24 protein-coding genes and 1 tRNA gene are annotated in these 21,058 nt (G+C 61.1%); 13 read left to right on the top strand and 12 right to left on the bottom strand.

Going from position 1 to position 21,058, the window contains the following annotated elements; genetic code table 11:
• Positions 1 to 46 precede the first annotated feature (46 nt).
• Positions 47 to 1,846, bottom strand: a complete 1,800-nt coding sequence (recJ, locus tag ACFPFW_RS12655) for a single-stranded-DNA-specific exonuclease RecJ (protein ID WP_114955964.1) — start codon at positions 1,844 to 1,846, stop codon at positions 47 to 49.
• Positions 1,847 to 1,933: 87 nt separating this feature from the next.
• Here recJ and ACFPFW_RS12660 point away from each other — a divergent pair.
• A tRNA-Ser gene (locus ACFPFW_RS12660) sits at positions 1,934 to 2,027 on the top strand.
• A 28-nt stretch (positions 2,028 to 2,055) separates the two neighbouring features.
• Positions 2,056 to 2,562: a hypothetical protein gene (locus ACFPFW_RS12665; RefSeq protein ID WP_379770966.1), complete on the top strand. Its 507-nt coding sequence runs from the start codon at positions 2,056 to 2,058 to the stop codon at positions 2,560 to 2,562.
• 36 nt (positions 2,563 to 2,598) lie between these two features.
• Here ACFPFW_RS12665 and ACFPFW_RS12670 read toward each other — a convergent pair whose 3' ends face one another.
• Complete coding sequence (locus ACFPFW_RS12670; RefSeq protein ID WP_114955963.1) at positions 2,599 to 3,339, bottom strand: hypothetical protein; 741 nt, start codon at positions 3,337 to 3,339, stop codon at positions 2,599 to 2,601.
• A gap of 461 nt (positions 3,340 to 3,800) precedes the next feature.
• Here ACFPFW_RS12670 and ACFPFW_RS12675 point away from each other — a divergent pair, with 461 nt between their 5' ends.
• Positions 3,801 to 4,454, top strand: a complete 654-nt coding sequence (locus ACFPFW_RS12675) for a hypothetical protein (protein ID WP_114955962.1) — start codon at positions 3,801 to 3,803, stop codon at positions 4,452 to 4,454.
• Here ACFPFW_RS12675 and ACFPFW_RS12680 read toward each other — a convergent pair.
• Positions 4,451 to 4,783: a helix-turn-helix domain-containing protein gene (locus tag ACFPFW_RS12680; RefSeq protein WP_114955961.1), complete on the bottom strand. Its 333-nt coding sequence runs from the start codon at positions 4,781 to 4,783 to the stop codon at positions 4,451 to 4,453. The two genes, ACFPFW_RS12675 and ACFPFW_RS12680, sit on opposite strands and share 4 nt — an antisense overlap.
• 829 nt (positions 4,784 to 5,612) lie before the next feature.
• A complete protein-coding gene (locus ACFPFW_RS12685; RefSeq protein ID WP_379770969.1) occupies positions 5,613 to 5,954 on the bottom strand; it encodes an HGGxSTG domain-containing protein in 342 nt (113 codons plus the stop codon).
• Positions 5,955 to 6,117: 163 nt separating this feature from the next.
• Between ACFPFW_RS12685 and ACFPFW_RS12690 the strand changes: the two genes are divergently transcribed.
• Positions 6,118 to 6,579: a hypothetical protein gene (locus ACFPFW_RS12690; RefSeq protein WP_114955959.1), complete on the top strand. Its 462-nt coding sequence runs from the start codon at positions 6,118 to 6,120 to the stop codon at positions 6,577 to 6,579.
• 23 nt (positions 6,580 to 6,602) lie between these two features.
• Complete coding sequence (locus ACFPFW_RS12695) at positions 6,603 to 6,827, top strand: hypothetical protein (protein WP_114955958.1); 225 nt, start codon at positions 6,603 to 6,605, stop codon at positions 6,825 to 6,827.
• Positions 6,828 to 6,876: 49 nt separating this feature from the next.
• On the opposite strand, the gene ACFPFW_RS12700 is transcribed toward ACFPFW_RS12695, so the two are convergent.
• Together ACFPFW_RS12700 and ACFPFW_RS12705 are read right to left on the bottom strand one after the other, a co-directional pair.
• Positions 6,877 to 7,350, bottom strand: a complete 474-nt coding sequence (locus ACFPFW_RS12700; RefSeq protein WP_114955957.1) for a thermonuclease family protein — start codon at positions 7,348 to 7,350, stop codon at positions 6,877 to 6,879.
• Positions 7,347 to 7,724 carry a helix-turn-helix domain-containing protein gene (locus tag ACFPFW_RS12705; RefSeq protein WP_379770973.1) on the bottom strand — a complete coding sequence of 126 codons (378 nt, stop codon included), beginning with the start codon at positions 7,722 to 7,724 and terminating at the stop codon, positions 7,347 to 7,349. Before ACFPFW_RS12705 ends, ACFPFW_RS12700 begins: the two co-directional genes overlap by 4 nt.
• Between ACFPFW_RS12705 and ACFPFW_RS12710 the strand changes: the two genes are divergently transcribed.
• From ACFPFW_RS12710 to ACFPFW_RS12720, 3 genes are all read left to right on the top strand, one after another.
• Positions 7,709 to 8,026, top strand: a complete 318-nt coding sequence (locus ACFPFW_RS12710; RefSeq protein ID WP_114955955.1) for a hypothetical protein — start codon at positions 7,709 to 7,711, stop codon at positions 8,024 to 8,026. The genes ACFPFW_RS12705 and ACFPFW_RS12710 overlap by 16 nt on opposite strands.
• Before the next feature lie 123 nt (positions 8,027 to 8,149).
• Positions 8,150 to 8,446 (top strand): hypothetical protein, encoded by a 297-nt coding sequence (locus tag ACFPFW_RS12715; RefSeq protein ID WP_114955954.1) that lies wholly within the window; start codon positions 8,150 to 8,152, stop codon positions 8,444 to 8,446.
• An 8-nt stretch (positions 8,447 to 8,454) separates the two neighbouring features.
• On the top strand, positions 8,455 to 8,676 hold the full coding sequence (locus ACFPFW_RS12720; protein WP_114955953.1) for a hypothetical protein: 222 nt from the start codon (positions 8,455 to 8,457) through the stop codon (positions 8,674 to 8,676).
• A 561-nt stretch (positions 8,677 to 9,237) separates the two neighbouring features.
• On the opposite strand, the gene ACFPFW_RS12725 is transcribed toward ACFPFW_RS12720, so the two are convergent.
• The 5 genes from ACFPFW_RS12725 to ACFPFW_RS12745 all read right to left on the bottom strand — a co-directional run bounded on the left by ACFPFW_RS12725 (position 9,238) and on the right by ACFPFW_RS12745 (position 12,882).
• A complete protein-coding gene (locus ACFPFW_RS12725) occupies positions 9,238 to 9,594 on the bottom strand; it encodes a hypothetical protein (protein WP_379770977.1) in 357 nt (118 codons plus the stop codon).
• 108 nt (positions 9,595 to 9,702) lie between these two features.
• Positions 9,703 to 10,944, bottom strand: coding sequence for a hypothetical protein (locus ACFPFW_RS12730; protein WP_114955951.1), 1,242 nt, complete (start codon positions 10,942 to 10,944; stop codon positions 9,703 to 9,705).
• 149 nt (positions 10,945 to 11,093) lie between these two features.
• Positions 11,094 to 11,282, bottom strand: coding sequence for a hypothetical protein (locus ACFPFW_RS12735; RefSeq protein WP_114955950.1), 189 nt, complete (start codon positions 11,280 to 11,282; stop codon positions 11,094 to 11,096).
• Positions 11,283 to 11,376: 94 nt separating this feature from the next.
• Positions 11,377 to 11,913 (bottom strand): hypothetical protein, encoded by a 537-nt coding sequence (locus ACFPFW_RS12740; RefSeq protein ID WP_114955949.1) that lies wholly within the window; start codon positions 11,911 to 11,913, stop codon positions 11,377 to 11,379.
• Positions 11,914 to 12,234: 321 nt separating this feature from the next.
• Positions 12,235 to 12,882 (bottom strand): SH3 domain-containing protein, encoded by a 648-nt coding sequence (locus ACFPFW_RS12745; RefSeq protein WP_114955948.1) that lies wholly within the window; start codon positions 12,880 to 12,882, stop codon positions 12,235 to 12,237.
• Positions 12,883 to 12,997: 115 nt separating this feature from the next.
• Here ACFPFW_RS12745 and ACFPFW_RS12750 point away from each other — a divergent pair, with 115 nt between their 5' ends.
• Positions 12,998 to 13,753, top strand: coding sequence for a hypothetical protein (locus ACFPFW_RS12750; protein ID WP_162799596.1), 756 nt, complete (start codon positions 12,998 to 13,000; stop codon positions 13,751 to 13,753).
• A gap of 832 nt (positions 13,754 to 14,585) precedes the next feature.
• On the opposite strand, the gene ACFPFW_RS12755 is transcribed toward ACFPFW_RS12750, so the two are convergent.
• Positions 14,586 to 14,816 (bottom strand): DUF6894 family protein, encoded by a 231-nt coding sequence (locus ACFPFW_RS12755; protein ID WP_114956887.1) that lies wholly within the window; start codon positions 14,814 to 14,816, stop codon positions 14,586 to 14,588.
• A 328-nt stretch (positions 14,817 to 15,144) separates the two neighbouring features.
• On the opposite strand from ACFPFW_RS12755, the gene ACFPFW_RS12760 reads away from it, so the two are divergent.
• The 4 genes from ACFPFW_RS12760 (at position 15,145) to glgX (ending at position 20,891) form a co-directional block, all read left to right on the top strand.
• Positions 15,145 to 15,786 carry a Crp/Fnr family transcriptional regulator gene (locus tag ACFPFW_RS12760; protein WP_379770983.1) on the top strand — a complete coding sequence of 214 codons (642 nt, stop codon included), beginning with the start codon at positions 15,145 to 15,147 and terminating at the stop codon, positions 15,784 to 15,786.
• Positions 15,787 to 16,071: 285 nt separating this feature from the next.
• Positions 16,072 to 16,800, top strand: a complete 729-nt coding sequence (locus tag ACFPFW_RS12765; protein WP_114956885.1) for a Crp/Fnr family transcriptional regulator — start codon at positions 16,072 to 16,074, stop codon at positions 16,798 to 16,800.
• Between the two features lie 328 nt (positions 16,801 to 17,128).
• Entirely contained in the window at positions 17,129 to 17,806 is a 678-nt protein-coding gene (locus ACFPFW_RS12770) for a PRC-barrel domain-containing protein (RefSeq protein ID WP_114956884.1), read from the top strand.
• Between the two features lie 1,006 nt (positions 17,807 to 18,812).
• Positions 18,813 to 20,891 (top strand): glycogen debranching protein GlgX, encoded by a 2,079-nt coding sequence (gene glgX / locus ACFPFW_RS12775; RefSeq protein WP_114956883.1) that lies wholly within the window; start codon positions 18,813 to 18,815, stop codon positions 20,889 to 20,891.
• Positions 20,892 to 21,058 lie beyond the last annotated feature (167 nt).

The raw sequence follows: 21,058 nt of genomic DNA on the forward strand, positions 1-21,058 counted from the left end.
GGATGACGAATCCGCTCCGGCAACGCCTGATGACAACTTTACGGCATCAGATTGCCGCATCCGTCACGCGCAGGCTAACGCTCTGGCGGCCGTTCCAATCGTCGAGCTGCAGGCAGCCCGCGAGATGGACCGGGCGGCCGATCGAGGCGCGGAGCCTGTCGCCGAGAGGCTGCGTGGCGGCGCGGAAGGCGATGGCCGAGGCGGTCGACCCATCCGGTGCCCGGACGCGCAGCCGGATATGCGCGCCACCGACGATGTCGGCTGCAATCAGATTGTGTGACGGCAGCACGAAGATCGGCTCGGAATTGCCGGCGCCGAAAGGCCCTGCCCGGCCGATCTCGGCAATCAGATCGGGCGTCAACGCTCCGGCCGACAGCACGCCGTCGATCTTCAGCACGTCGGATTTCCGCGCCGATGCGACGTCGCCCGCCAATTCCGATTCGAGGAAGGCCGATAGTGCCGCGAGCCCGCCGGGCGGTACAGTGACACCCGCCGCCATGGCATGGCCGCCGCCCTTGGTCAGCAGCCCCTCCTCCACCGCTTTCCGCACCGCGCGCCCGAGATCGACGCCCGGCACCGAGCGTCCGGAGCCGGTGCCGACGCCCTCTCCGTTGATCGCGATGGCGAAGCTCGGCCGGCTGGTCTTCTCCTTCAGCCGCGCGGCGACGAGGCCGACCACGCCCGGATGCCAATCCTGCCCCGAGGCGATGACCACGGCTCGACTGTCCTCGGCCGCCGCCTGCCCTTCGGCCTCGGCAAGGGTGGCCTGCTCGACGGCCTGGCGTTCGCGGTTCAGCCGGTCGAGTTCCTCGGCGAGGGCACGGGCTTCGATATCGTCGTCGCACATCAGGAGCCGCGCGCCGAGATCGGCGCGGCCGATGCGTCCGCCGGCATTGATGCGCGGCCCGAGCAGGAAACCGAGATGATAGGGCGACGGCGCGCCGCGCATGCCGGCGAGATCCGCAAGCGCCCGCAGACCCGGCCGCCGGCGCTGTCCAAGAGCCGCAAGCCCCTTGCCGACGAAGGCGCGATTGATACCGGTCAGCGGCACGACGTCGGCGGCGGTGCCCAGGGCGACGAGATCGAGCATGGCCAGAAGGTCCGGCTCGGTGCGCTCGGACGTCCAGAATCCCCTCTGGCGCAGCAGCCGGTTCACCGCAACTACCGTTAGGAACACCACGCCGACTGCCGCGAGGTGCTGCTGGCCGGAGAGATCGTCGGCGCGCTGCGGATTGACCAGCGCATTGACCTCCGGGAGCTCGGCGCCGGTCTGGTGATGATCGAGCACGACGACGTCCATGCCGAGCGTATGGGCTTCGGCGAGCGCCGCATGGCTCGTCGTGCCGCAATCGACCGTCACCAACAGCTTCGCACCACCGGCAGCAAGGCTCCGGATCGCTTCGATGTTCGGTCCGTAGCCTTCGAAAATCCGGTCCGGGATGTAGATCTGGAACGTCGTACCGGCCGCGCGCAGGAGCGAACCCAGCACCGCCGAGGAGGTCGCGCCATCGACGTCGTAATCGCCGAAGATCGCGACCTGCTCCTGACGCTCGATCGCCTCGGCGATTCGCGTGGCCGCTTTCTCCATGTCCGTCAGCAGATAGGGTTCCGGCAGGAGGGATCTGATGCTCGGCGAGATATATTCGGCGGCGCTGTCCACAGTCACGCCGCGACCGGCCAGGATGCGCGCCAGAAGGTCGGGCACGCCGTGCCGCTGGGAGATCGCCAGAGCCCGCATCTGCCCCGCTTCATCAAGGCGTTCGCGCCAGACCCGGCCGCAGAACGAATTCTCGACGCCGAGAAGCGCGGCCGGTTCGGCGGGCAGGATCAGTGCTGGACTGGGCATCCGGGGACCATGCCCCGAACAGCGAGTCGGCTCAACGCCGACAGGTGCGTTGACCACTCATCCCTCAGCCGCTACGAAGCGTGCGCCGGAGACGTGGCCGAGAGGCTGAAGGCGGCGGTTTGCTAAACCGTTATAGGGTTGTAAAGCCCTATCGAGGGTTCGAATCCCTCCGTCTCCGCCATCTTGCCGGGATACGCCGTTGAGAAGCCTTGTATTTCTCGTCCTTAGGTGTCGCTCACCCCAACAATTACCCCAACATCTCGCCCCGCCCGCTGCCTCTTCCTGAGATGCGCGGCCGCGAGAATTCCGACGAGTGGTACGCCCTCAATGTCTGCGACGAAGTGCTCGGCGAGACATCCGCGCGGCAGCACAGCTTTCCATTTCTCTATGGAGATCCAGGCCGAAGCGGCAGAAGTCGTTTGCTATGCGTGGACGCTTATTACCCGTCGCTGAGGCTGGTTATTGAGTATTGCGAGCGGCAGCATTCGGAGGCCGTGTCTTTTTTCGACAAGCCAACAAAACTAACGTGCAGCGGCGTCCACCGTGGCGAGCAGCGGCGGATCTATGACGAGCGCCGTCGAGCGGTGCTTCCGAAGCACGGCATTACGCTTAGGGAGATTCATTTCTGGCAGCTTGAGCACCGATCTGGACGGCTGTTACGGAATATCGAAGCTGATCGTGACACGATCCGAGGCCTCTTAGTGCCTCCTACTTGATTTTCTCCTGCCTGTCGGCGGGCTGTTGGCCGAGCCCTAGTGGTGTAACAGCGGACGGTGCAGGGGGCAGGCTTGGCAGAGCGCCGCCCTCTCCAGTTCCGTCAATCCAAGAACGTCCGATAGCAAATCGTATAGGCGTTCCTGAAAGCGTTCATTTACGGCGTCCACGTACTTCTGCACCGGGAACACGAAATGATCATCCAATTCGTGGCCGAACAAATTTAGCGGAGCTGGGAGAGCTCGCACGCCGTAGTATGAGATCAGACGCGCCTCCGCCGACGTCGCAATTAGCCCACGAGATCCGCCGTAGCTCCTGAGAAGCGATTGAACGCAAAGCAGGTCCCTGAGGATGGACCGCTTCTTTCCTGAGTCATAGGCCCCGTTGCCCCGCTTCACCTCGTAAGCCCGCAAAGTACTAATCCGACGATCGAAGACGAAGAGGTCGACCTGTAGGGCACGACCTGAGCCTCCATATGGAAGTTCGATTGGCAGGCTTTCCTCGATGTCGGAATTCCGTCCCCGGATGGCCCGATCAGCGGTATCGCTGATACTGAAGTTTGGATCAGTCCAAACCGAGAAATGCTGACATTCGGACAACCTTAGGCGAAGCGCCTCCTCCAAAATACGTCCATGCCGCTTATATGCGGCGCTGATGATGCTGGTGGCTCTGGAAAATTTCGGCCCGGCTATCGGATCAGTTCTGAATCGTTCTTTGGCCAGCCCAGAAACCGTCTTTTCTATCGCTGGACTCAGCTTTTCAACAAACGATTGAAGCATATGAACCCCATCCACTTTGGGATGAATCCATTTGCTTGCAGTGGAGTCAATGATGACTCCGATCCAGCTTCGATTTCTTGACTGCGACGTTGAGATTGCACGGGGAGGAAATTGTGGTCGGGCACGGTGCGCTATGTGCTCGACAATCCGAAGTACCAAGACCGGCTCGAATACCTGTTCCGTATGGCGGCAAGGAGGTACACGTTTGGCAGAAGAGCCAGCACTCAGCACTAGTTTAGGTGCGCGGTCATGATCAGCAGGACAGGCAGGAGTAGTAGGACCGATGAACGAGAAAGGCCCACCCCGAGGGGCAGGCCTTTACCAAGTCCGATGACAATGAGGGGGGGCCGAAGCCCGCGAGTCTCAAAGCCGTGGTAGGGCTATATATGGCCGACAATGATTAATCGTCAATGACCACAGGGTTGGGGTATGGTTCCCATGTCGAGGAACCTACGGACCCTATGTTCACCACCGAAGAGTTGGACACCCTACCTCTAGTCCTATCACCACCTCGGTTCGCCACATACCTCAAGGCCAAGGACGGCATGACCGCCGAAGCACTGGCGTTGTACCAGTGGAACCTAAAGGTGTCGGCCGCCTTCATGCTCCCGCTTCATGTCTGTGAGGTGGCGATGAGAAATGCCGTGGTGCAGGCCATCGAGAAGGTGCATGGTGAAAACTGGCCGTGGGCTCGAGGCTTCAGACGTAGCCTACGTCGAACCCGGAGGGGTTACTGTCCAGTCAGAGACCTTGAGGCCGTAGCCGCTAAGGAACCAACAGCCGGCAAGGTCGTCGCGGATCTCAAGTTCGCCTTCTGGCAATGGATGTTCCTCGCCAGTCAGGACGAGCGCCTATGGGAGCCACACTTGCATGAGGTGTTCCCGGGGATCTCGACGAACACGCAGGCCTCGATCGCAAGGGAGGCCGCGTATTCCGAACTATACCACGTTAGGTTCTTCCGAAACCGGATCGCGCATCACGAGCCGATCTTCGGCCGACGGCTAGGCGAGGATTACGCCCGGATCATTCAACTGATCGAGTGGAGAAGCCCGGTAGCCGCAACGTGGGTCGGTCGCGTCCAGCGAGTTGAAGCGCTCCTCGGCCAAGTCCCTTAACGATGGAGCCGTACTTGCCGAGGCTTGTTCGATTGCCTCTCTTCATAGTCGCGGACAGCTTGAGGCGTGATCCGGATCAGCCGCAAGCCAAGCTTGAACGCCTCCAGCTCGCCGCGCTTCACCAGATTCCGAACATGGTTCGCACTGCATCCCCAATGCTCGGCCACCTGCTCGGGCGTCATAGGCCGATTACCGTCCATTCTCGCGATCCAGCTTCCGAGCCAGACTTTTTTGCTCCGCCGCTTGGTCCAACCGTCGCTTTCGGTCGCGCTCCTTGTGCTGGTCTCTAAGCGCCTTCGCGGCTTCCCGCGCCGCGACAAGCGCGGCATAGCCACCGGTCGGCAATTCGACCCCCTCCCGTGTGAAGGGAGTTCTCCGAGGAGCGGGCTTCATGGCGTCCAGCAGCGCGGCAACATCCTCATCGAGGAAAATCATTCGCTTGCCCACAATGCGGCAGGCTCCGATATCGCGGGCTAGGGACCGAAGGGCTCGTTCAGAGCACCCGAGTTCCGCTGCCAACGTCTTGGGCGTGTGGTAGGCCATCGCCGGCTTGTATCGGCTGATTGTCTTCAAAGCTGGGCAGCGCGACCGCATAATCCTCGCGCTTTTGCGCGGAGCGTACATCCACCTAAACCCACGTCTCGTTCGGCTCACGCCCCTGTTTTTGCGCTGTACTATCAGCGTGCGTCGATCCGGAAACAGCCTAAGTGCTTTGCTTTCGGAATCCCGCCCGTATCCAGGCCAACAAGAACCCTGCGAAATAAACGAGTCCCGCCACTAGAAGGGTCGCCAGGGTAAACGCGCCAGCCATCGCGAGAAACGCGTTCCGTTTTTCACTCGCCCGTATCGCATCCCAATGGTCGATCGTGAACGGCAGCGCAGGCTTCCAGATTTTTCGTACGGTGTAGAGGCGGTAGCAGGTACTCTCAGTCGCGCTCCAAGCGGGTTCGCGTAGATCCTCGACGGGCCGTGACCGATACTCGACACAGTTCGGATTGAGCAAATCGCGTTCTAGGTCGCGCCGCTGGTCCCAGTCCCAAGAGCGATAATGGTAAGCTTCGTAAAGTGGATGGATCAGGCCAAACCAGAGCAGCGCCAAACCGGTTCCCACGACCCAAAGCCGTCGCCAACCATTTAATCTGTTCAGCATCCTGCCCCCTAAAGTCGTCCGATCCCCCTCAGCCATTTCGCCACAAGACGCCGCTCGGCGAAAGCTTCGCGAGTGTGAAAGCCATGCCGATACGACCCGTTTCGCTCACCCTTCGGCGCGCCGCTTCCCCTTGCTCCGCCGTGCATCCGACACCGGGCCTTTCCCCGTACCGCCGGCGACTGGCATGGTGTCCCTGCCCTCGTCTTCGCACCACATCGGCACGCCTGGAACATAGGCCAATGCTTCGGGCGCGATGCTTGCACGGGGTTGGTCGCACCTTCTGTCAGCGCCCCCTCCCCGATTTTCGACGTGGCCAACGATTGCCTGTCCTCCATCGTACACGTGCACATGCTCTACCCTCACTGTCTGTTCGCCGCCCCGGCGTAGCTTCGCCAAGGCCTCTGCCTGCCCCGTGAACGTGCGCATAAGCTTCACGGCCATGTTGTTGTAGCTGTCCAGCATCACCGCGTTGTCAGTGTGCCGAGCCTTGCGCATCATCTCCATAGAGAGGATGTGAGTGCCTGCCATCTGGGCGGCGAGCATGGCTTCAATCTCGTTGGCCGGCCGAACGCCATGGATGATCGCAAGGGCGGCATCGACATCCGGCTTATCGGCTGTATTTCCCCGCTCCGGCGCGATGCGGCTCACATCGCTGAGAATGCGATTGGCGAAGTCGAGCGAGCTCGTTCCGCACGTGTCGGCAAAGCGTGCCACCCATCCCTCGGAAGTGGCCTTACCGCTCAAGTCTGGAGCGACTGCCCCGCCTTTCATCTCGACCGTGGGTGGCATGTCCATCAGGCGCTTGGCCCATCGACGCTGTGCCGCCTTTTCCATATCGGCGACGCTAGCGGCAACCTCGACCCGGATCGTTTCGTCCCCGAGCTTCGACTTCCGGGTCATGCTTCAATCCTCAACGTTTTCGGGAGCGCGGCGCTTGGTCGTCGAGCGTTTGAGGCTCGCTCCCTGATTGTGTAAAACGTTCCCCTCAACAGGAGAAAATGATGTCTCGCACCAAGTTCGCCCTAGCGCTCATCGACGACAAAGTTCTTCATTGCGAGGCCGACCTGGGCACCCCTGCTCTCCTCGCCAGCGCACTGGCCAAGAACGGATGGGCCGAAATCTACGAGGCTAATGCTGCGGGCGGCAGCTGGGTCGTTTCCGATAGGCCGTCGGCAATCATGGGTGCATCTGTCCGCCACGTGCGGCACGCTCGCAACGCCTGATCAGCACCAAGCGCGGGCTAGTCTTCGAACAATCCGCGCTTCGCCCTCCCTAGCGGCTGGCCCTGCGCCATTCCCACGGCTTCTCAAACCGCCCGCGCCAGAGCCCGGCCTTAGCGGTCCTAGCCCGGTTTTCCGCAGGCCCATAGACGCCCCGGCTGTACTCCGGATAGTCAACCGCCAGTCCGCGAGAGACGAGCCATTCCGCGACGTCGACTGCGCCAGTGAAGCATCGGGCGACAATCCGGCCATAGCGATCCACGTCCAACGGTTCACACCTGGTCGGAGACGCAGAGGCAATCAGTCGGTCGAGCGCGAGCGCCGCAGTCTGCCCGCAACGATATTGCCGGCCGGCTTCATCCCCGCACGTCTGGCCTCCCTCTGGCGCATCTATGCCAAAGAGCCGGATGCGTTGCCCGTGGATCTCGATCGTATCGCCATCAGTGACCGTGGCGCGGCCGATGATTGGCTCGGCGGCAATGGCTGGCGAGACAGTTATGGCTAAGGCGAACGCGATAGCCTTCATGCTCCAGCGCCCGCGTTTCGAGCGCTGCCGTTGTCACGGAATCTGACGCCAGCGCCCTTGCCGTTCTCGTCTAGAAATTCGAGGCCGGCGCGCTCAAAGACCAGGCGCAAAAGCGTCCGGTTGCTGTCGCGCATTCCGCCCCCCTTCTCAAAGGTTCGGATCGTCACGTCGCTTAAGCCGCTCTCCCGCGCGAGCTGCGGCTGCGTCCAGTTCAATAGGGCTCGGGCGGCCCGACACTGGTCTGAATCTATCATTCCAAAAAAGTAGCGGTTTTTTCTGTTTTCCGCAAGTTTCCGCTTGAAACCATAACCAATCCCGGTATCTTCTGTTTTACGGAACTTACATTGGTAAAACGGAAATGGCCAAGGGCGCAACTCCCACCTCGATCCACGCCAAGGCCATGCGTCGGGCTTGGGAACGTCTCCGTAATATCGGCGCCAGGTTCTTCGTTCCCTCCGCTTTCGCCCGTCAGCTCCGCTACGCATGGGCCGAAGTGAAGGCCGAAGCCGCCCGCGCTGCTGCCTTGGTCCGCTCGATCGCCCCGGAAGTTGCTGCCCGTATCGAGGCGCTGCGCTCCGAAGAATACACCCTCGTGATGCGCGATGGCTCGCTGTTCGCCGCCAATCAGCGCCTTGAGGTCATCCGCTCCGAAATCCGCACGCTGGAGGCCTCCTGATGGCCTCGCGCGCTCAGTCGATCGTCACGGCCATTGCTGCGGCGGTCCTCGCCTTCGATCTTCGCCCTGCACCGAATGGGCGTCGTGGGCCTTGGAAAACACCCCGCAGTGAAAGGACGAAACATGAAGCGCGGACCCTTGGAAGGCTCCTACATCCTGCCGGTTCCGGCCGGGACAACGGTGCTACCGACATACATGGAAAGCGCGGAGGCATGGCACTTCACCGCGAACGCCCTCGATCCGGTCGAGATTGGCAACGTGGTTGTCGTCTGGCTTCGCGCTGGGGGCATTAAGATTTCTCGCCTCACCGCCCGCGCTGCGGCGGTCGTCCTGATAGACCGTGAGGGCGACGCCGTGACGTTCGACCGCTCCGAGGTCGTCGCCATTCACCGCGTCCGCTCGATCTATCGCGACCTTTGAGGCCGGACATGACGATTATCAATCACCTGACGAGCAAGCCCCTTTCGAAGCTGACAAGCGCGGATGTCTACGCGCTCGCGGCGATCGAGGCCTGCCGGAAATGGGGCGTCACCGTGGACGAGCGGAAGGCTTATGAGCTTGGCGAAATGCTGCGCTTTGTTCTGTCGCTTCCGGCCGAAAGGCAAGCCGATCTGGTCGCCATCGTGACCGCGCACGCGGCGAGGAACTGAAAGCAAGCGAGCCGGGAAAGCGCGTCAACGCTCCCCGGCACTAACCCACACCCGAGGAGGTCAAATCCAATGGCACAGGCTACCGATCAGGATCACATCCGTTTTCTCAACTCATCGATGACCCCGATGACGCGCTCCAGACGCTCGAGTACGCCCGCGAGCTTCTGGCATTCACGCACGGCACTCCGACCGTCGCCGAAAGACCGACGATGGCGCCTGCCACGGTTCTGAGGCTTGTGCCGAAAGGCGAGGCGGTCTGATCCTGCCCGCCGATATCGGCTCACGCTTGGAGCCTTGGGAGGTCAACTCCCTTCGCTTCCGCGTCTCGATCAAGGAGCGCGCAAACGCTCCTGAATGGGATGCGATTCACCTCTCCCGTCCCGACTGCGGCGATAGGATCTTTTGCAGGAGGCTCGCGCGGCGGCATGGGATCGCCGTCGAACGCGATGAGCATCTAAGCGAACTCTGGTCTGCTGTGGCGAGGGCCGTCTACCCCCTCCACTAAGCTCAAGGGCCCGGCATCTAAGGGCGTCCTTGGGGCGCCCTTTTTGCTGGCCCGCGCTAGGCACCCCATTGCACAAGAGATGATCCATCATCGCCGGGCTTGATTCCGAGCGTGCCGGCGAACAGTTCGCCGACTCTCTCGACTTCCTCCATGCCGCCTCGGGGTGTTGCCTCGATATACGCCTTGAAGGCGCCGCTTCCGAAAACTACAGCCGTAATCCCGATGTTCCGGCCGGCGTCGAAATAGCTCGCCGCATAGGCATGGGACACAGGCGTGTCATCGATCCTCGCGGTCGGAACAACCGTAAGCGGCGGGTCGAATTGGGCGGCGAAAGCACCAATCAAAGCGCGGTTGGTTTCTGCTGTCATCTTCAGATCTTCTCTTGTCGATTGTTGCAAAGACCGCTTGGGCATCGGCCGCCGAGCGGCCAGGCTTTCGCGTGATGAAGCTCCGCCGCGGCGGGGGCTGGCGATCGAGACGCAGGACGAAAGGCGTTCTTAGCGGCGCGGGGCGGCGAACGTTCAGAGCGAAGCGCGGACGACATAGGCCCAGGCCGCCGCGACGGTAATGGTCGTCGCGTTGCCGCCAGTCTTTGGCGCAATGTTCGGTAAGGTCGTGTCCGTCGAGAGATAGATGTTTGTGGCGTCTACGCCCAGCCCGACACTCGACGTGTTGTTGTTCGTGGTGCCAAACGCGCTGTCACTGATGCGGTGAACCTCGTCATCCACAGCCCATCCCAAGTTCGCCGCCTTACAACGAAGAACAATCTGCAGTTTCGTTGGAATGGCCCCAAGTCCATGAGGCATAACCAGTTCTGCGCCAGCCGTGACGGCCTGCTCCGCGCTCGTGAAATCCCAATCCCGTCGCTGCACGACACGCCATGCGCCGGCATCGTAATATTCTAGGCGATCGAGATCCGTATTGTAGCGGATCATGCCCTCAACGCCGGTCGGCCGCTGCACTGTCGTCCCGGTCGGAATAGTCTCGGCGCCCGCGCTCGGCTGGGTGATGCTGCCGTCGTCGTTGATGACCAGGGTCGACGTCTGGATCGCGCCGCCGGTTCCGTTGAAGCGAAGGGCCGTGTTGTCGACGGTGACGCCCGGCGTCGTGGCCGGAACGCCAGACCCACGCAGGAACGCCCAGCAGCGCCAGTTGCCCGATCCCTCCGACTTGAAATAGGCGATGTCGCCCGCCGCTGCCGTGATGTTCGTTGCACCGGGCAGAATCAGCGAGGTCGCATTGTAGGTCAGCGTCGGCGTGCCGGTGAAGCGAACCCAGCGCTCGACGCCGGCCGCTGCCGTGCCGAGCGAGGTGATGGTCGTATTGCCGGTGACCGTGACCGTGTTCGAAGCAACCGATCCGAGATCGGTCGTGGCCGCCGCAACGATAGAGCCAGCCGCCGCGAAATTGACCTGCTTTGCGGCGCTGATCGCCTCGGCCGCCATGAACGGTTGCGCCGCCCCTACGGCCGTTGGCGAATAGGTGAGGACATCCGCGCCGTCGGCGACGAAAGCCACCTCGCCCGTTCCGACCCGTCGAATGCCGGTATCGGTGTCTGAGACGAAGCTGATACCCGGAGCGCCGTTCGTTCCGTCCGATGCCTTGAACTGGCCGAGCATGCCGCCCTGCCCGTCGCGGGCAAGCGAGTCCGTGATCGCCTGACCCGCATCGGAGAAGTTGGCATTCATCGTGGAGGACGAGATGACCGTGCCCGGCGTGAAGGTGTTCGGGACGATGTATGTTCCTGATCCGTTTCGAGGCACTTTCGGTCTCCTATTTCCAATTCTCGGCAGCAAAAAGCGGCCCGCCTCATGCGAGGGAGCCGCTCGGAGTTGAGATTTTACGTTCGGTAAAGCGGAGGGCGCGCTGCGCGTCAGGGAGGGCGCTGGAACGTCTCGAATGTCAGCTTTGTTTAGGTGGGCGTGCTGCTGCCGCCTCGATCCCCGAAGCGCGCAATCAGCGCCTGTCGAACAACGACCGAGAGCGGCACCGTTGTCTTCAGGCGATCCTGCTTAGCGGCCTCTACGAGCCAGTTCGGCACGCGGACAGTGATCTTCGTTTCGAGCCGTATATTGGGCTTAGAGCTTTGAACATGAGTCATCGCTTTCGATCCCCTTTGAGGTCGAAGTGTTCGCTGCCGATGTTGGGTGCGTCCGCGCGGATTGGCGGCTGAAGCGCCTCATATGTCGGCGTCTTCAGCATGCGCGCTGAAGGCGAGCCATTCCGAAATGAATCGCCAGCCATTCAAGGCCCGATCGGAGCGCTTCACGTTCCCAGCTGTTGCAGTGCAGATCGAGAAGCACGGAATTGTAGACCACGCGATAACGCTGCTCTCCGAGGCCGGCGACAACGGCCGCCATCTCCCGCCTTGCCGCTGCAACTTCCTCCACGTCGGTCTCGTCCGGAGTCGTACTGATCGAAGGCTGCCAAGCCTGGCTGTAGTCCGGCGACTTGGCTGTGCGCGGTCGGTTCATCCCCATCAGCCGGTCGTGTTTGGCGAACCAGGCCGCGAACTGCCGGGATGCGAAGAACAACTCGTCAGTGAACTCGGCCGGCGCCTCCAGTCGAAGCCGACCGACCGTCGTGCCAAAGCAGCCATCGATGACCTTAGCCCTCGCGGCGTCGACCATGTGTCGAACCTCGGCAGGCGCGAACCCCTGCTCTGCTGGCTTCAGATCCCCGCTCTTGTAACGCTCGCCGATCCCACGCTTGCGTCCCGCACGTTGCCCCATGAGGTGCTCCCCAAAACAGAAATAGCCCCGAGGCGGAAATCGCTTCGGAGCTATCGAATGCCTGCGCCCGATTGGGCTGGCGAAAATCGGATTGATGCTAGACGCACCTCCCACCGATTAATTTCCCAACCTTAACCCCCTGCGGGGGTTATGTCAAGTCGTCGTACGTACTTGAGCGAGAATTTTTGCATGCAGCAGCGAAGGCCAAAGCGGTCATTTCTTTCAAATGCTCACGTGTTCCTGATGCTCTTCGAGCGTCGGGAGCGTCTTCGAAGCGAATTCCTTTAGCTTCGGCGTCACCGCCTCTGCGCTGAATTTTGCTTACAAATAGCACGCCGGGTTCCGACCGCCTGGTCGACTGTACGCGCTGCTACCGCCACACATGGCGCCGTTCCGTTTGCGATCGTACGGACAATCGCACGTGCCGACATAGGGATCCCGTAACGGTGTCAGCGAGCGCGGCTTGGCCGGCGTAATCGGCGAGTAGAATGCAGTTGGTGGTTGGGGTTTCGGTGGTGATGGTGCTGCGGGCTCCACCGGAGCGGCTTTTTGAACGGTGGCGGCCCCCCCGATCAAGAAGTCGTACCGGATCCAACCGGACTTGCCAGCGCGGGTGACGGGAAACCACAGGCCCGACGGCGTTCCAACAGACACCGCCGCCCCTGGCTCAAGCGTCGCGACTATTGCGGCCGTCGTCGAGGGCGCTGCACGCATATTCACCTTCGTCGAGGTGTAGAGGGTGGTGGTTTGGCTGAGCTTCGACGTCGCCGGTGGCGCGGGCGCCGGCTTAAGCGGCGGCATTTCTGGCGCGGGCGGAGGCAGCGCAACCGCCGGCGATGGGACCGCGGCAATCCTTTCTTTGCGAACCGTGGCCGCAAGCCTTTCCGGGCCCGGTGGGTCGTTGCGCCCGCTGCTGATCCACGCCAACGCCATCAAAGCCGCGACCAGCCAACCAATGCGCTTCTGCATCGGCTTCCCTCCCCGATCGAAACGCTAGAGCACGTCGGGCTGGGTGTCACGCCGGGTTGTGGATTGACTCCCACTCGCGCGTCGGATGAGATCGGCTCGGGGATAGGGGGGCTCAATGAAAACTGGGAATACTGTAATCGCGGCCGGCGTGGCTCTCGCGCTCGGCGGTTGCGTGACGACCGAGACGGTCAGCTACAAGGCTTCGGCAACACAGCAGAATGTCATTCGCGATGGAGTTGGAGCGTTGATTTCGAGCCAGCCGAGTTCAGTCGTGATGCTACGTCCGGCCGGCAGGGGCGTTCCCGCCGGTCAGCGACCGGTCTATGTGCTCGCGGTGCAAAACCGGACGCCAAAGCCGGTCGATCTCCGCGTCGCGGATATCAAGGTGATCCAGACGAAGCAAGGGCAGTACGCTCGCGCGCTCAACGTGAAGACCTATGAGCAGTTGGTCGACGAGGAGAAGACGCGGCAGGTGTTCGCTGCGATCGGCGTCGGTTTGGGTGCGGCGGGAAATTCGATCCAGGCCGCCAATGCGGGGCACGGGACCGCGACGACCCACACACCTCACGGGACCTATCACACGACCTACTACAGCCCGGCCGCCAATCAGATCGCGGTCGCAAATGCCAACGCACAGAACAACCGCAACATCGCGGCTTTCGCCAATCAGGCTGAGGCCAATATGGCGGCGCTCGAGGGCAATGTGCTGAAGGATAACACGGTGATGCCGGGCGAATGGATCGGCGGCACGGTGACCTTCGAGCCGCCTCGCAAGGAGTACGCCGATGGCAAAGCCAAAAGCTATTCGATCGGCGTGAAGATCGGTGAGGACACCCACGTGATCGAGATCACGCAGGCGCCTGGAGCGTGAGGCGAGACGACACGCAACGATTTCATTCCTTCACGTCAGAGCTCGTCAGAGCGGCTATGCCGATTGCGACCCCCACGATTGTGACGCGGTTCATGGGTCCACCTTCAGGCGCGAAGCCTAAGCTCATCTTCGGTTGCGTCCCGAGTAGTGAATTCCCGGCGATGTGCTGGCTCCCGCCGGCGCGGCGCGCTTTCGGCATCGGGTCGCGCAAGTTCAGCATAGAAGCGGCTCAAGCCGCTGAACATCTCCGACAGTCCGTCTTGGCGGGATGCTTCGAAAGCGCACCGCCGGGACTCGCGACGGAGCTCCCAATCCTCTGAAATCATGTCTGGCTGCCTCCCCGTGGGAAGCGGCTTCTGTTGCCGCAGGCTGACTTTCGCAGATCCTGACGACCGATCATTAATAGCTGTTAAGAACTGCAAAAAGCCCCGCGCCGGCTCCGGTAGCCAGGCGGGGCGAAGTCAGACTAGAAGCTATTATGGCTCCTGCTTAGTGTCGCCTAGGACAGAGCCGCATCGGGCATTTCCGCTCGTCAGGCAGAGCGCCAATCGATGGTCAGATCGGCAGCGGCTGCCGTCAGTGTCTCGATCGTTTCCGTGCTCCTTGATGAAGTTGCGAGCCTCTGCCTACCTACGAGAACGGAGTGCGCCATGGTCGAACGGACCAAACGGGACACGAGCTCAAATTCGACGCCGCGTGGCGCGTTTATCGCCAGAGGTATGGAGAGCCTCGCAGTTGCAACTTGCGAAACTTCTTCATAGGCCATCGTCGGAGCCTCGCCTGATTCACGTCGTTCGGATTTTCTGGCCTGCTCCGTCAGCAGAAAAGAGCGTCAGGCACACCGTTCCATCTTGAACGTCAGCTTGAGCAGCGTTCGGGTGCTTTCGTCGGTGACATGCATCTGCCATTCCGTTCCATCGTAAACTGGCTGAGGAGCATGTCTCAAAATCTCTCCGGCAGTTCGAATGGCTTCGGATCGAGCCGCATCCAAATCTAAGAGCTCGGTGCCCTCGCTATCGATGCCGAAGGTCCCATCGATGACATGAAAAAAGAAGCGTTGCATTCCATCTCCCGAGGGCGGGAGCACGAATGTCTCTCAGTCACCGGCGCCAACGGTTCTCGGTGATGATGGAATTGTAGGGCAGGATCGACGATCGAGAAAGATGCCGCCGCGCGGATGTTATTGAAGTTCAGCGCTCCATGTTAATGAACGACACCGACGCAGTTTGGCGCGGTCGCTGATCACGATCTGTATGGTTCTCTGATCGCCCCGAGGTCTAGCGCTCCCCGGATAAGGAGCGCTCATGTCGCCTCAGTCATCGCCCGCGTACCCTCTCATCCGGAAGCTGGAGAGCATCTACAATCTCTCCTCTGCTGAATACGAGGCGCTGATGGCGCTGCCGATTTTGGCGCGAAGCATTCGCCCCGACCAGGACATCGCGCGAGATCACGACCGGCCGTCGCAGTGCTGCATCCTGCTCGATGGCCTGCTGTACCGTTACAAGCTCCTCGAAGAGGGCAAACGGCAGATCTTCTCCTTCCATATCTCAGGAGACATTCCCGACCTACAAAGCCTTCATCTGCAGGTGATGGACCATAATATTGGAACCGTTGTGTCGAGCGTCGTCGCCTTTGTCCCGCATGAGACGATGAATCGCCTGATTGACGACCACCCCAGGATTAGGAATGCGCTGTGGCGTGACACGTTGATCGAGGCGGCAGTGTTTCGCGAATGGATGGCAGGGCTCGGGCGGCGAGAAGCCTATGGACGGATCTCCCATTTCATTTGCGAACTCTTCGTTCGCTACCAAGCCATCGGTCTAGCCAATGGCTACAAGGTCGAATTGCCGCTAACCCAGGAAAAAATGGGCGACGCGCTTGGGCTGTCGACGGTGCATGTCAACCGCACCCTTCAGGCAATGAGAACCGACGGGCTGATTCGGTGGTATCGCGGCCACCTCAACATCACGGACTGGAGTGGATTGAAGAAGGCGGGGGCGTTCGACGCGACCTACCTTCATTTGCGTCATTAGTTTTCTAGGCGGCTGAAATTGATTGTTTCCAACCTGCGTTAATGCCGGTGTCGATCCAGCTGGCATCACGAAGCTCATGCCAATTCTACCGATTCCACTTGTCGATGCCGCCCCACCCGGAACCGCAGGAGTTGAAGAACGATCAGGACGCCTGGCGCGAGGCCGTCATTCTTTTCGGCGAGATGCTGCGGGCGAGCTGGACCCCAACCAGAGATTCGAGGTCATCGTCAAAGACGAGAACGACCGGCGGATTGTCGAGCTGTCGCTGAAAGCGACGCTGAATCCATGACCTCACCGGTCGACCGGCTGATAGCCAGGCTTGAGCGCCGCGACAACTTAAGCGCAGATGAAAAGGAAACGCTGACCAACAGCGTGGGCCGGCTCAGGCTGGTTTCAGCCAAGGACGACATCGTGCGAGAAGGCAACAGGCCTTCGGAATCATCACTGCTCGTCGACGGCTTCGCGGCACGCTACAAGGTTTTGGCCGAAGGCGGTCGTCAGATCACCGCGATTCATGTTCCCGGAGACTTCGTCGACCTCCATAGCTTCCTGCTCAAAACAATGGACCATGGCGTCGCCGCTCTATCGGACTGCAAATTGGCGATGGTCCCTCATTGCACCCTAGCCAAGATCACCGAACATAAGCCGCATCTCACAAGGCTGCTGTGGCTCCTCACGTTGATCGACTCGGCGACCCACCGTGAGTGGTTGACCATGATGGGCCGTAGCTCGGCGACTACCCACATGGCTCACTTGATCTGCGAGTTATTCTGCCGGCTTCAAGCAGTCGGGCTTACAGAAGGAGAGGCTTACCTATGCCCACTCACGCAGCAGGAACTCGGCGATACCTTGGGGTTGTCAAACGTTCATGTAAATCGAGTGCTTAAGGAGCTACGTACCCGAAATCTCGTCAGCTGGCGGAACGGTCTAGTGACAATTCACAACTGGAACGGACTGCAGGAATTCGCAGAATTCTCCCCGGCTTACCTGAACGTGCAGCACGAGCCTAGGTAAGCCGCAGCAACCAACGTCAGGCAGGCGCCGAATCCGTTCAGGGCCGATGGTCGAGTGGCTCGTCGATGGATGGCAAGGGCACGTTTACGAGCCGGTCGATGGAACCCCTCGGCGACGAGCGCCACCGCCGACCGCTAGCGGAGCTCAGGATAAGCAGATGGATGGCAAGTCGATTTTCCCGGGCCTCGTTTAGGCGGGATCGATCCTCGTATGTTTTCGTCAGCCGCCTAGGACGAGACGGCTCAATCTATGGACGGTTCCGTACTGGCGCCGTTTTTGGTGCAACCCCGCAGGCGATCGTCATGTTGAAGACCCGAGAGGGAGGAGCATGCGCGAAAAACCCGCAATAGCCGTACTCTTTGCGTCACTGGCTGTGGCCTCTGTGTCGGCTCATCAACTCGCTCGTGCTGAGAGCCCAGCGCCGACCGCGTCTGGTTTGCCCAGTGAGGGGAAGCAGGACCTCAGCGCCTCAACCAGTCAATCTGGGGATTACGCTCAGACTGACTGGAACCTGTTTTCCACTCTGGAAGGCGCGGAACTGGTCGACAGCACGGGTGAGCGTTCCGCAAAGCTCGTTGACGTGATCCTCGATTCCACTGGCCGGATTGATCACCTGGTCGTCGGAACGGGAATCGCTGCCCTTGCGATGACCCAGCGCCGTCTCGATACCCGGGAGCTTCCAACGCCGGGCGCTGAGGGAGGGCTGACGCTGCCGCTCACGTCAGAGCAGATCGGGGCCCTACCCGAGATCAAAGACTTCAAGCCTGAAACTTGGTCCGCCGCGGCCATCGTCGGGGCGGAGATCAGTGACGGCAGCATTTCGATCAAGGATCTCCGGTTCGCCCCTGGACAGGTCGACAGGGTCATTCTCGCGGCCGGCAACGAGCTCTTCTCAAGCAATCGGGCACACGAGGTCCCATTCGCAGAGCTCCAGATTTCCGGCAGCCCCAATGAGCCGTCGGTGAAGCTGTCCGAGGCCGGCTCCAAGCAACTCGGGATGCAGTAGGATTTTTAGCCATTTCGGCGCCGCGATTTCCCGACGAACTCTCGAAGCCGGTGACCATCGCGACTCGCCGTCTCCAGACAATGCGATGCCGTCGGCGGCAAACTCTCGCCGCGCGCCGTCGGGGCGACGCAGCACTTCGCCATCAGCCTTCACTGCACCTCTTGTCCGCTTGATGCTGGGATGACCATCGAGCACCCGACGCGCCTTGCCGCTTGCGAGGTGAAGGACCACCAGCGCTCCCTTCACGCCGGAGTCCGTAGTGAAGGCCATCCAGCTCTGCGCTCCGAGGGTGGCGGTTACCGGCTTCGATCAGGGCAACGATGGTGCGGTTCCGTCCACGGCGGAACCGAGAGATCCATCGGATTTCGAGGGTGTATTGTATCCATCTCGAAACTTTGCCCCGCCAATTGCCGGCGGGGCTCTTTTTAGTGAACGTGATGACGGATCGGCCGCCGACTAAAAGGTGACAGTCGATTTTCTGGGTTTCGCTGAGGTGCATGAGACCCCATCATCTTGCACTTCAAGGATGTCGGCGGGGCTCGAAACGTGACTCCTCGATCTGCACCAAGCGATCGAAGAATCGGGATGTATATCGACTTCAGCAAACTCGGCAGCGAAATCATCCTCAACTCGTGAGTGCCTGCCTGTCGACCCTCGGCCTGTGTCGCGGCTGCATGCATGCAGGGAGGCAACGTTCGACTCCCTCTAGCTGCATCTCCGAGAATCCGCCTGATCGCCGCTGCTGGCTTCGATGATCGAGACGACATCGAAACGCTTTCTTCGCGCAGCCGGAGCTGCCTTCGGAGCGCTTCGCCGTCAGCATCGTTTACTACGGTCTCGTAGCGGTTATCGAACTTCCCATCTGCCGGTCACCTTCCAGATGACCTCGCGTGTGTTCTCGGCCCTTGCATCTCCTGCGATGAGGGATCCCTTCGCAACTAATGATGAATTCCCGAGTTGAAAGTCCGGCGCCAACTTTGCGGCCTGAAAGCGGGACCTCCCAAGCATGGTATCGATCACGAAATCGGGACGGGAACTCTATCCCGGCGAGCCCTCTCCGCTGGGTGCCAACTGGAATGGGCGCGGTACGAATTTCGCGATCTTCTCCGCCCATGCGGAACGCATCGAACTCTGCATCTTCGACGCTGACGGCACGAACGAGATCGAGCGGATCACCCTGCCCGAATTCACCAACGAGGTATGGCACGGTTTTCTGCCGGGCGTCGGTCCGGGCACGGTGTATGGCTACCGCGTCCACGGGCCCTACGATCCGGAGAACGGACACCGCTTTAATCCGAACAAGCTCCTGATCGACCCTTATGCACGGGAACTCGTGGGCGAGCTGAACTGGTCGCCGGCGCATTTCGGCTACATCCTCGATGCCGAGGACAAGGACCTGTCCTTCGATGATCGGGACAGCGCGCCGGGCATGCCGAAATGTCGGGTGATCGATCCCCAGGACTATGACTGGAAGGGCGACCGCAGCCCCCGCATTCCTCATTCCCGGACGATCTTCTACGAGACCCATGTTCGCGGCTTCACGAAGCTGCATCCGGCCGTCCCGGAGAATTTCCGCGGCACCTTCGACGGTTTCAGCCACCCCTCGGTGGTCGACTACATCAAAGGTCTGGGTGTCACCTCGGTTGAGCTATTGCCGATCCACGCCTATCCGGACGACGAGCATCTAATCTCGAAGGGCCTCGCCAATTTCTGGGGCTACAACACGATGGCGTTCTTCGCCCCAGAACAGCGCTACCTCGGGCCGAAAGGTCTGAACGGTCTCAGGGACATGGTCCGCGCCTATCACGATGCCGGCATCGAGGTGATCCTCGACGTCGTCTACAACCATACGGCCGAGGGCAACGAACTCGGGCCAACCCTGTCGTTCAAGGGCATCGACAACTTCTCATATTACCGGACGATGAAGGACGAGCCTCGCTACTACATCAACGACACGGGCACCGGTAACACCGTGAACACGTCGCATCCGCGCGTGCTGCAGATGATCCTCGACTCGCTGCGCTACTGGGTCGAGCACATCCATGTCGACGGCTTCCGATTCGACCTCGGCACGATCCTTGGCCGCGAGCCATCAGGCTTCGACCAGCGCGGCGGTTTCTTCGATGCCGTCGGCCAAGATCCGGTTCTGAGCCGGGTCAAGCTCGTTGGCGAGCCCTGGGACATCGGGCCGGGCGGCTATCAGGTCGGCGGCTTTCCGCCAGGCTGGAGCGAATGGAACGACAAATATCGCGACACCGTGCGCGATTACTGGCGCGACGAAGAAGGCACGGCCAGCGACTTCGCGGCGCGTTTCACCGGCTCGGGAGACATCTACGACCTGCGCGGCCGACGACCTTGGGCCGGGGTGAACTTCATCACCGCGCATGACGGGTTCACCCTTCACGACATCGTTTCGTACAATGAGAAGCACAACGACGCGAACGGCGAGAACGGCCAGGACGGCCATGGCGACAACCGGAGCTTCAACTTTGGAGCCGAGGGGCCGACAGACGACGAAGGCATCATTGGCGCCCGGGAGCAGCAGAAGCGCAATTTCCTTGCCACCCTGCTGCTGTCGCACGGCACGCCGATGCTTCTCGCCGGAGACGAGCGTGGCCGCACCCAGCAGGGCAACAACAACGGGTATTGCCAGGACAACGAGATCAGTTGGGTGAGCTGGAAGGTCGGTGACCGGGAAAAGACCCTCGCCGACTTCGTGCGGCGGCTTATCGAACTGCGAAACGCGCAGCCATTGCTGCGTCGGGACAGCTTCCGTGACGGAATGATCGTGACTTGGCTCAACCCCAGCGGCGGTGAGCAAACCGCCGAGCAATGGGCCGATGTCGGAGCGACCTCGATCGGCGTACGCCTGAGCCGCGACGATCTGAAAGACCAGCCCGATGTCTGGTCCGACATCATCGTACTATTCAATCCGCATTCGGGACCGGTCGCATTCAACCTGCCGTCTCGCGAAGACCGCCCATGGCACACTGCGCTCGATACGGCCTATCCGAATGCTGAAGAACCGAAGACTGGTTCGGAACAGATCACAGTCGACGGCCGCTCGCTGGTGGTTCTCGTTTAACTCGTAGTCTCTTCGCTCTGCCGAGATGCCACCACCTCTCACAATGCTTTCAGATCGGCGCCGACGCCTGATCCTGGAGATGTACTTACACGTCATTCAAACAAGGAAGGCAGAGCAGGCGCCATAGACGATGGAGCAGCCCCGCTGCCGTAGCAGCGAGGCCCGAA

It is taken from the genome of Flaviflagellibacter deserti (assembly GCF_042652085.1).
Taxonomy (GTDB): domain Bacteria; phylum Pseudomonadota; class Alphaproteobacteria; order Rhizobiales; family Methylopilaceae; genus Flaviflagellibacter; species Flaviflagellibacter deserti.

Excerpts from the sequence above, each read along its gene's own strand:
- ACFPFW_RS12715 (WP_114955954.1), top strand. The coding sequence starts at position 8,150 with ATGAAGCGCGGACCCTTGGAAGGCTCCTACATCCTGCCGGTTCCGGCC.
- ACFPFW_RS12685 (WP_379770969.1), bottom strand. The coding sequence starts at position 5,954 with ATGTGCACGTGTACGATGGAGGACAGGCAATCGTTGGCCACGTCGAAA.
- ACFPFW_RS12675 (WP_114955962.1), top strand. The coding sequence starts at position 3,801 with ATGTTCACCACCGAAGAGTTGGACACCCTACCTCTAGTCCTATCACCA.
- ACFPFW_RS12770 (WP_114956884.1), top strand. The coding sequence starts at position 17,129 with ATGCGCGAAAAACCCGCAATAGCCGTACTCTTTGCGTCACTGGCTGTG.
- ACFPFW_RS12750 (WP_162799596.1), top strand. The coding sequence starts at position 12,998 with ATGAAAACTGGGAATACTGTAATCGCGGCCGGCGTGGCTCTCGCGCTC.
- ACFPFW_RS12765 (WP_114956885.1), top strand. The coding sequence starts at position 16,072 with ATGACCTCACCGGTCGACCGGCTGATAGCCAGGCTTGAGCGCCGCGAC.
- ACFPFW_RS12760 (WP_379770983.1), top strand. The coding sequence starts at position 15,145 with ATGGCGCTGCCGATTTTGGCGCGAAGCATTCGCCCCGACCAGGACATC.
- ACFPFW_RS12755 (WP_114956887.1), bottom strand. The coding sequence starts at position 14,816 with ATGCAACGCTTCTTTTTTCATGTCATCGATGGGACCTTCGGCATCGAT.
- ACFPFW_RS12745 (WP_114955948.1), bottom strand. The coding sequence starts at position 12,882 with ATGCAGAAGCGCATTGGTTGGCTGGTCGCGGCTTTGATGGCGTTGGCG.
- ACFPFW_RS12695 (WP_114955958.1), top strand. The coding sequence starts at position 6,603 with ATGATGTCTCGCACCAAGTTCGCCCTAGCGCTCATCGACGACAAAGTT.
- ACFPFW_RS12700 (WP_114955957.1), bottom strand. The coding sequence starts at position 7,350 with ATGAAGGCTATCGCGTTCGCCTTAGCCATAACTGTCTCGCCAGCCATT.
- ACFPFW_RS12725 (WP_379770977.1), bottom strand. The coding sequence starts at position 9,594 with ATGCCCAAGCGGTCTTTGCAACAATCGACAAGAGAAGATCTGAAGATG.
- glgX (WP_114956883.1), top strand. The coding sequence starts at position 18,813 with ATGGTATCGATCACGAAATCGGGACGGGAACTCTATCCCGGCGAGCCC.
- ACFPFW_RS12740 (WP_114955949.1), bottom strand. The coding sequence starts at position 11,913 with ATGGGGCAACGTGCGGGACGCAAGCGTGGGATCGGCGAGCGTTACAAG.
- ACFPFW_RS12710 (WP_114955955.1), top strand. The coding sequence starts at position 7,709 with ATGGCCAAGGGCGCAACTCCCACCTCGATCCACGCCAAGGCCATGCGT.
- ACFPFW_RS12735 (WP_114955950.1), bottom strand. The coding sequence starts at position 11,282 with ATGACTCATGTTCAAAGCTCTAAGCCCAATATACGGCTCGAAACGAAG.
- ACFPFW_RS12670 (WP_114955963.1), bottom strand. The coding sequence starts at position 3,339 with ATGCTTCAATCGTTTGTTGAAAAGCTGAGTCCAGCGATAGAAAAGACG.
- recJ (WP_114955964.1), bottom strand. The coding sequence starts at position 1,846 with ATGCCCAGTCCAGCACTGATCCTGCCCGCCGAACCGGCCGCGCTTCTC.
- ACFPFW_RS12720 (WP_114955953.1), top strand. The coding sequence starts at position 8,455 with ATGACGATTATCAATCACCTGACGAGCAAGCCCCTTTCGAAGCTGACA.
- ACFPFW_RS12680 (WP_114955961.1), bottom strand. The coding sequence starts at position 4,783 with ATGCCGCGCTTGTCGCGGCGCGGGAAGCCGCGAAGGCGCTTAGAGACC.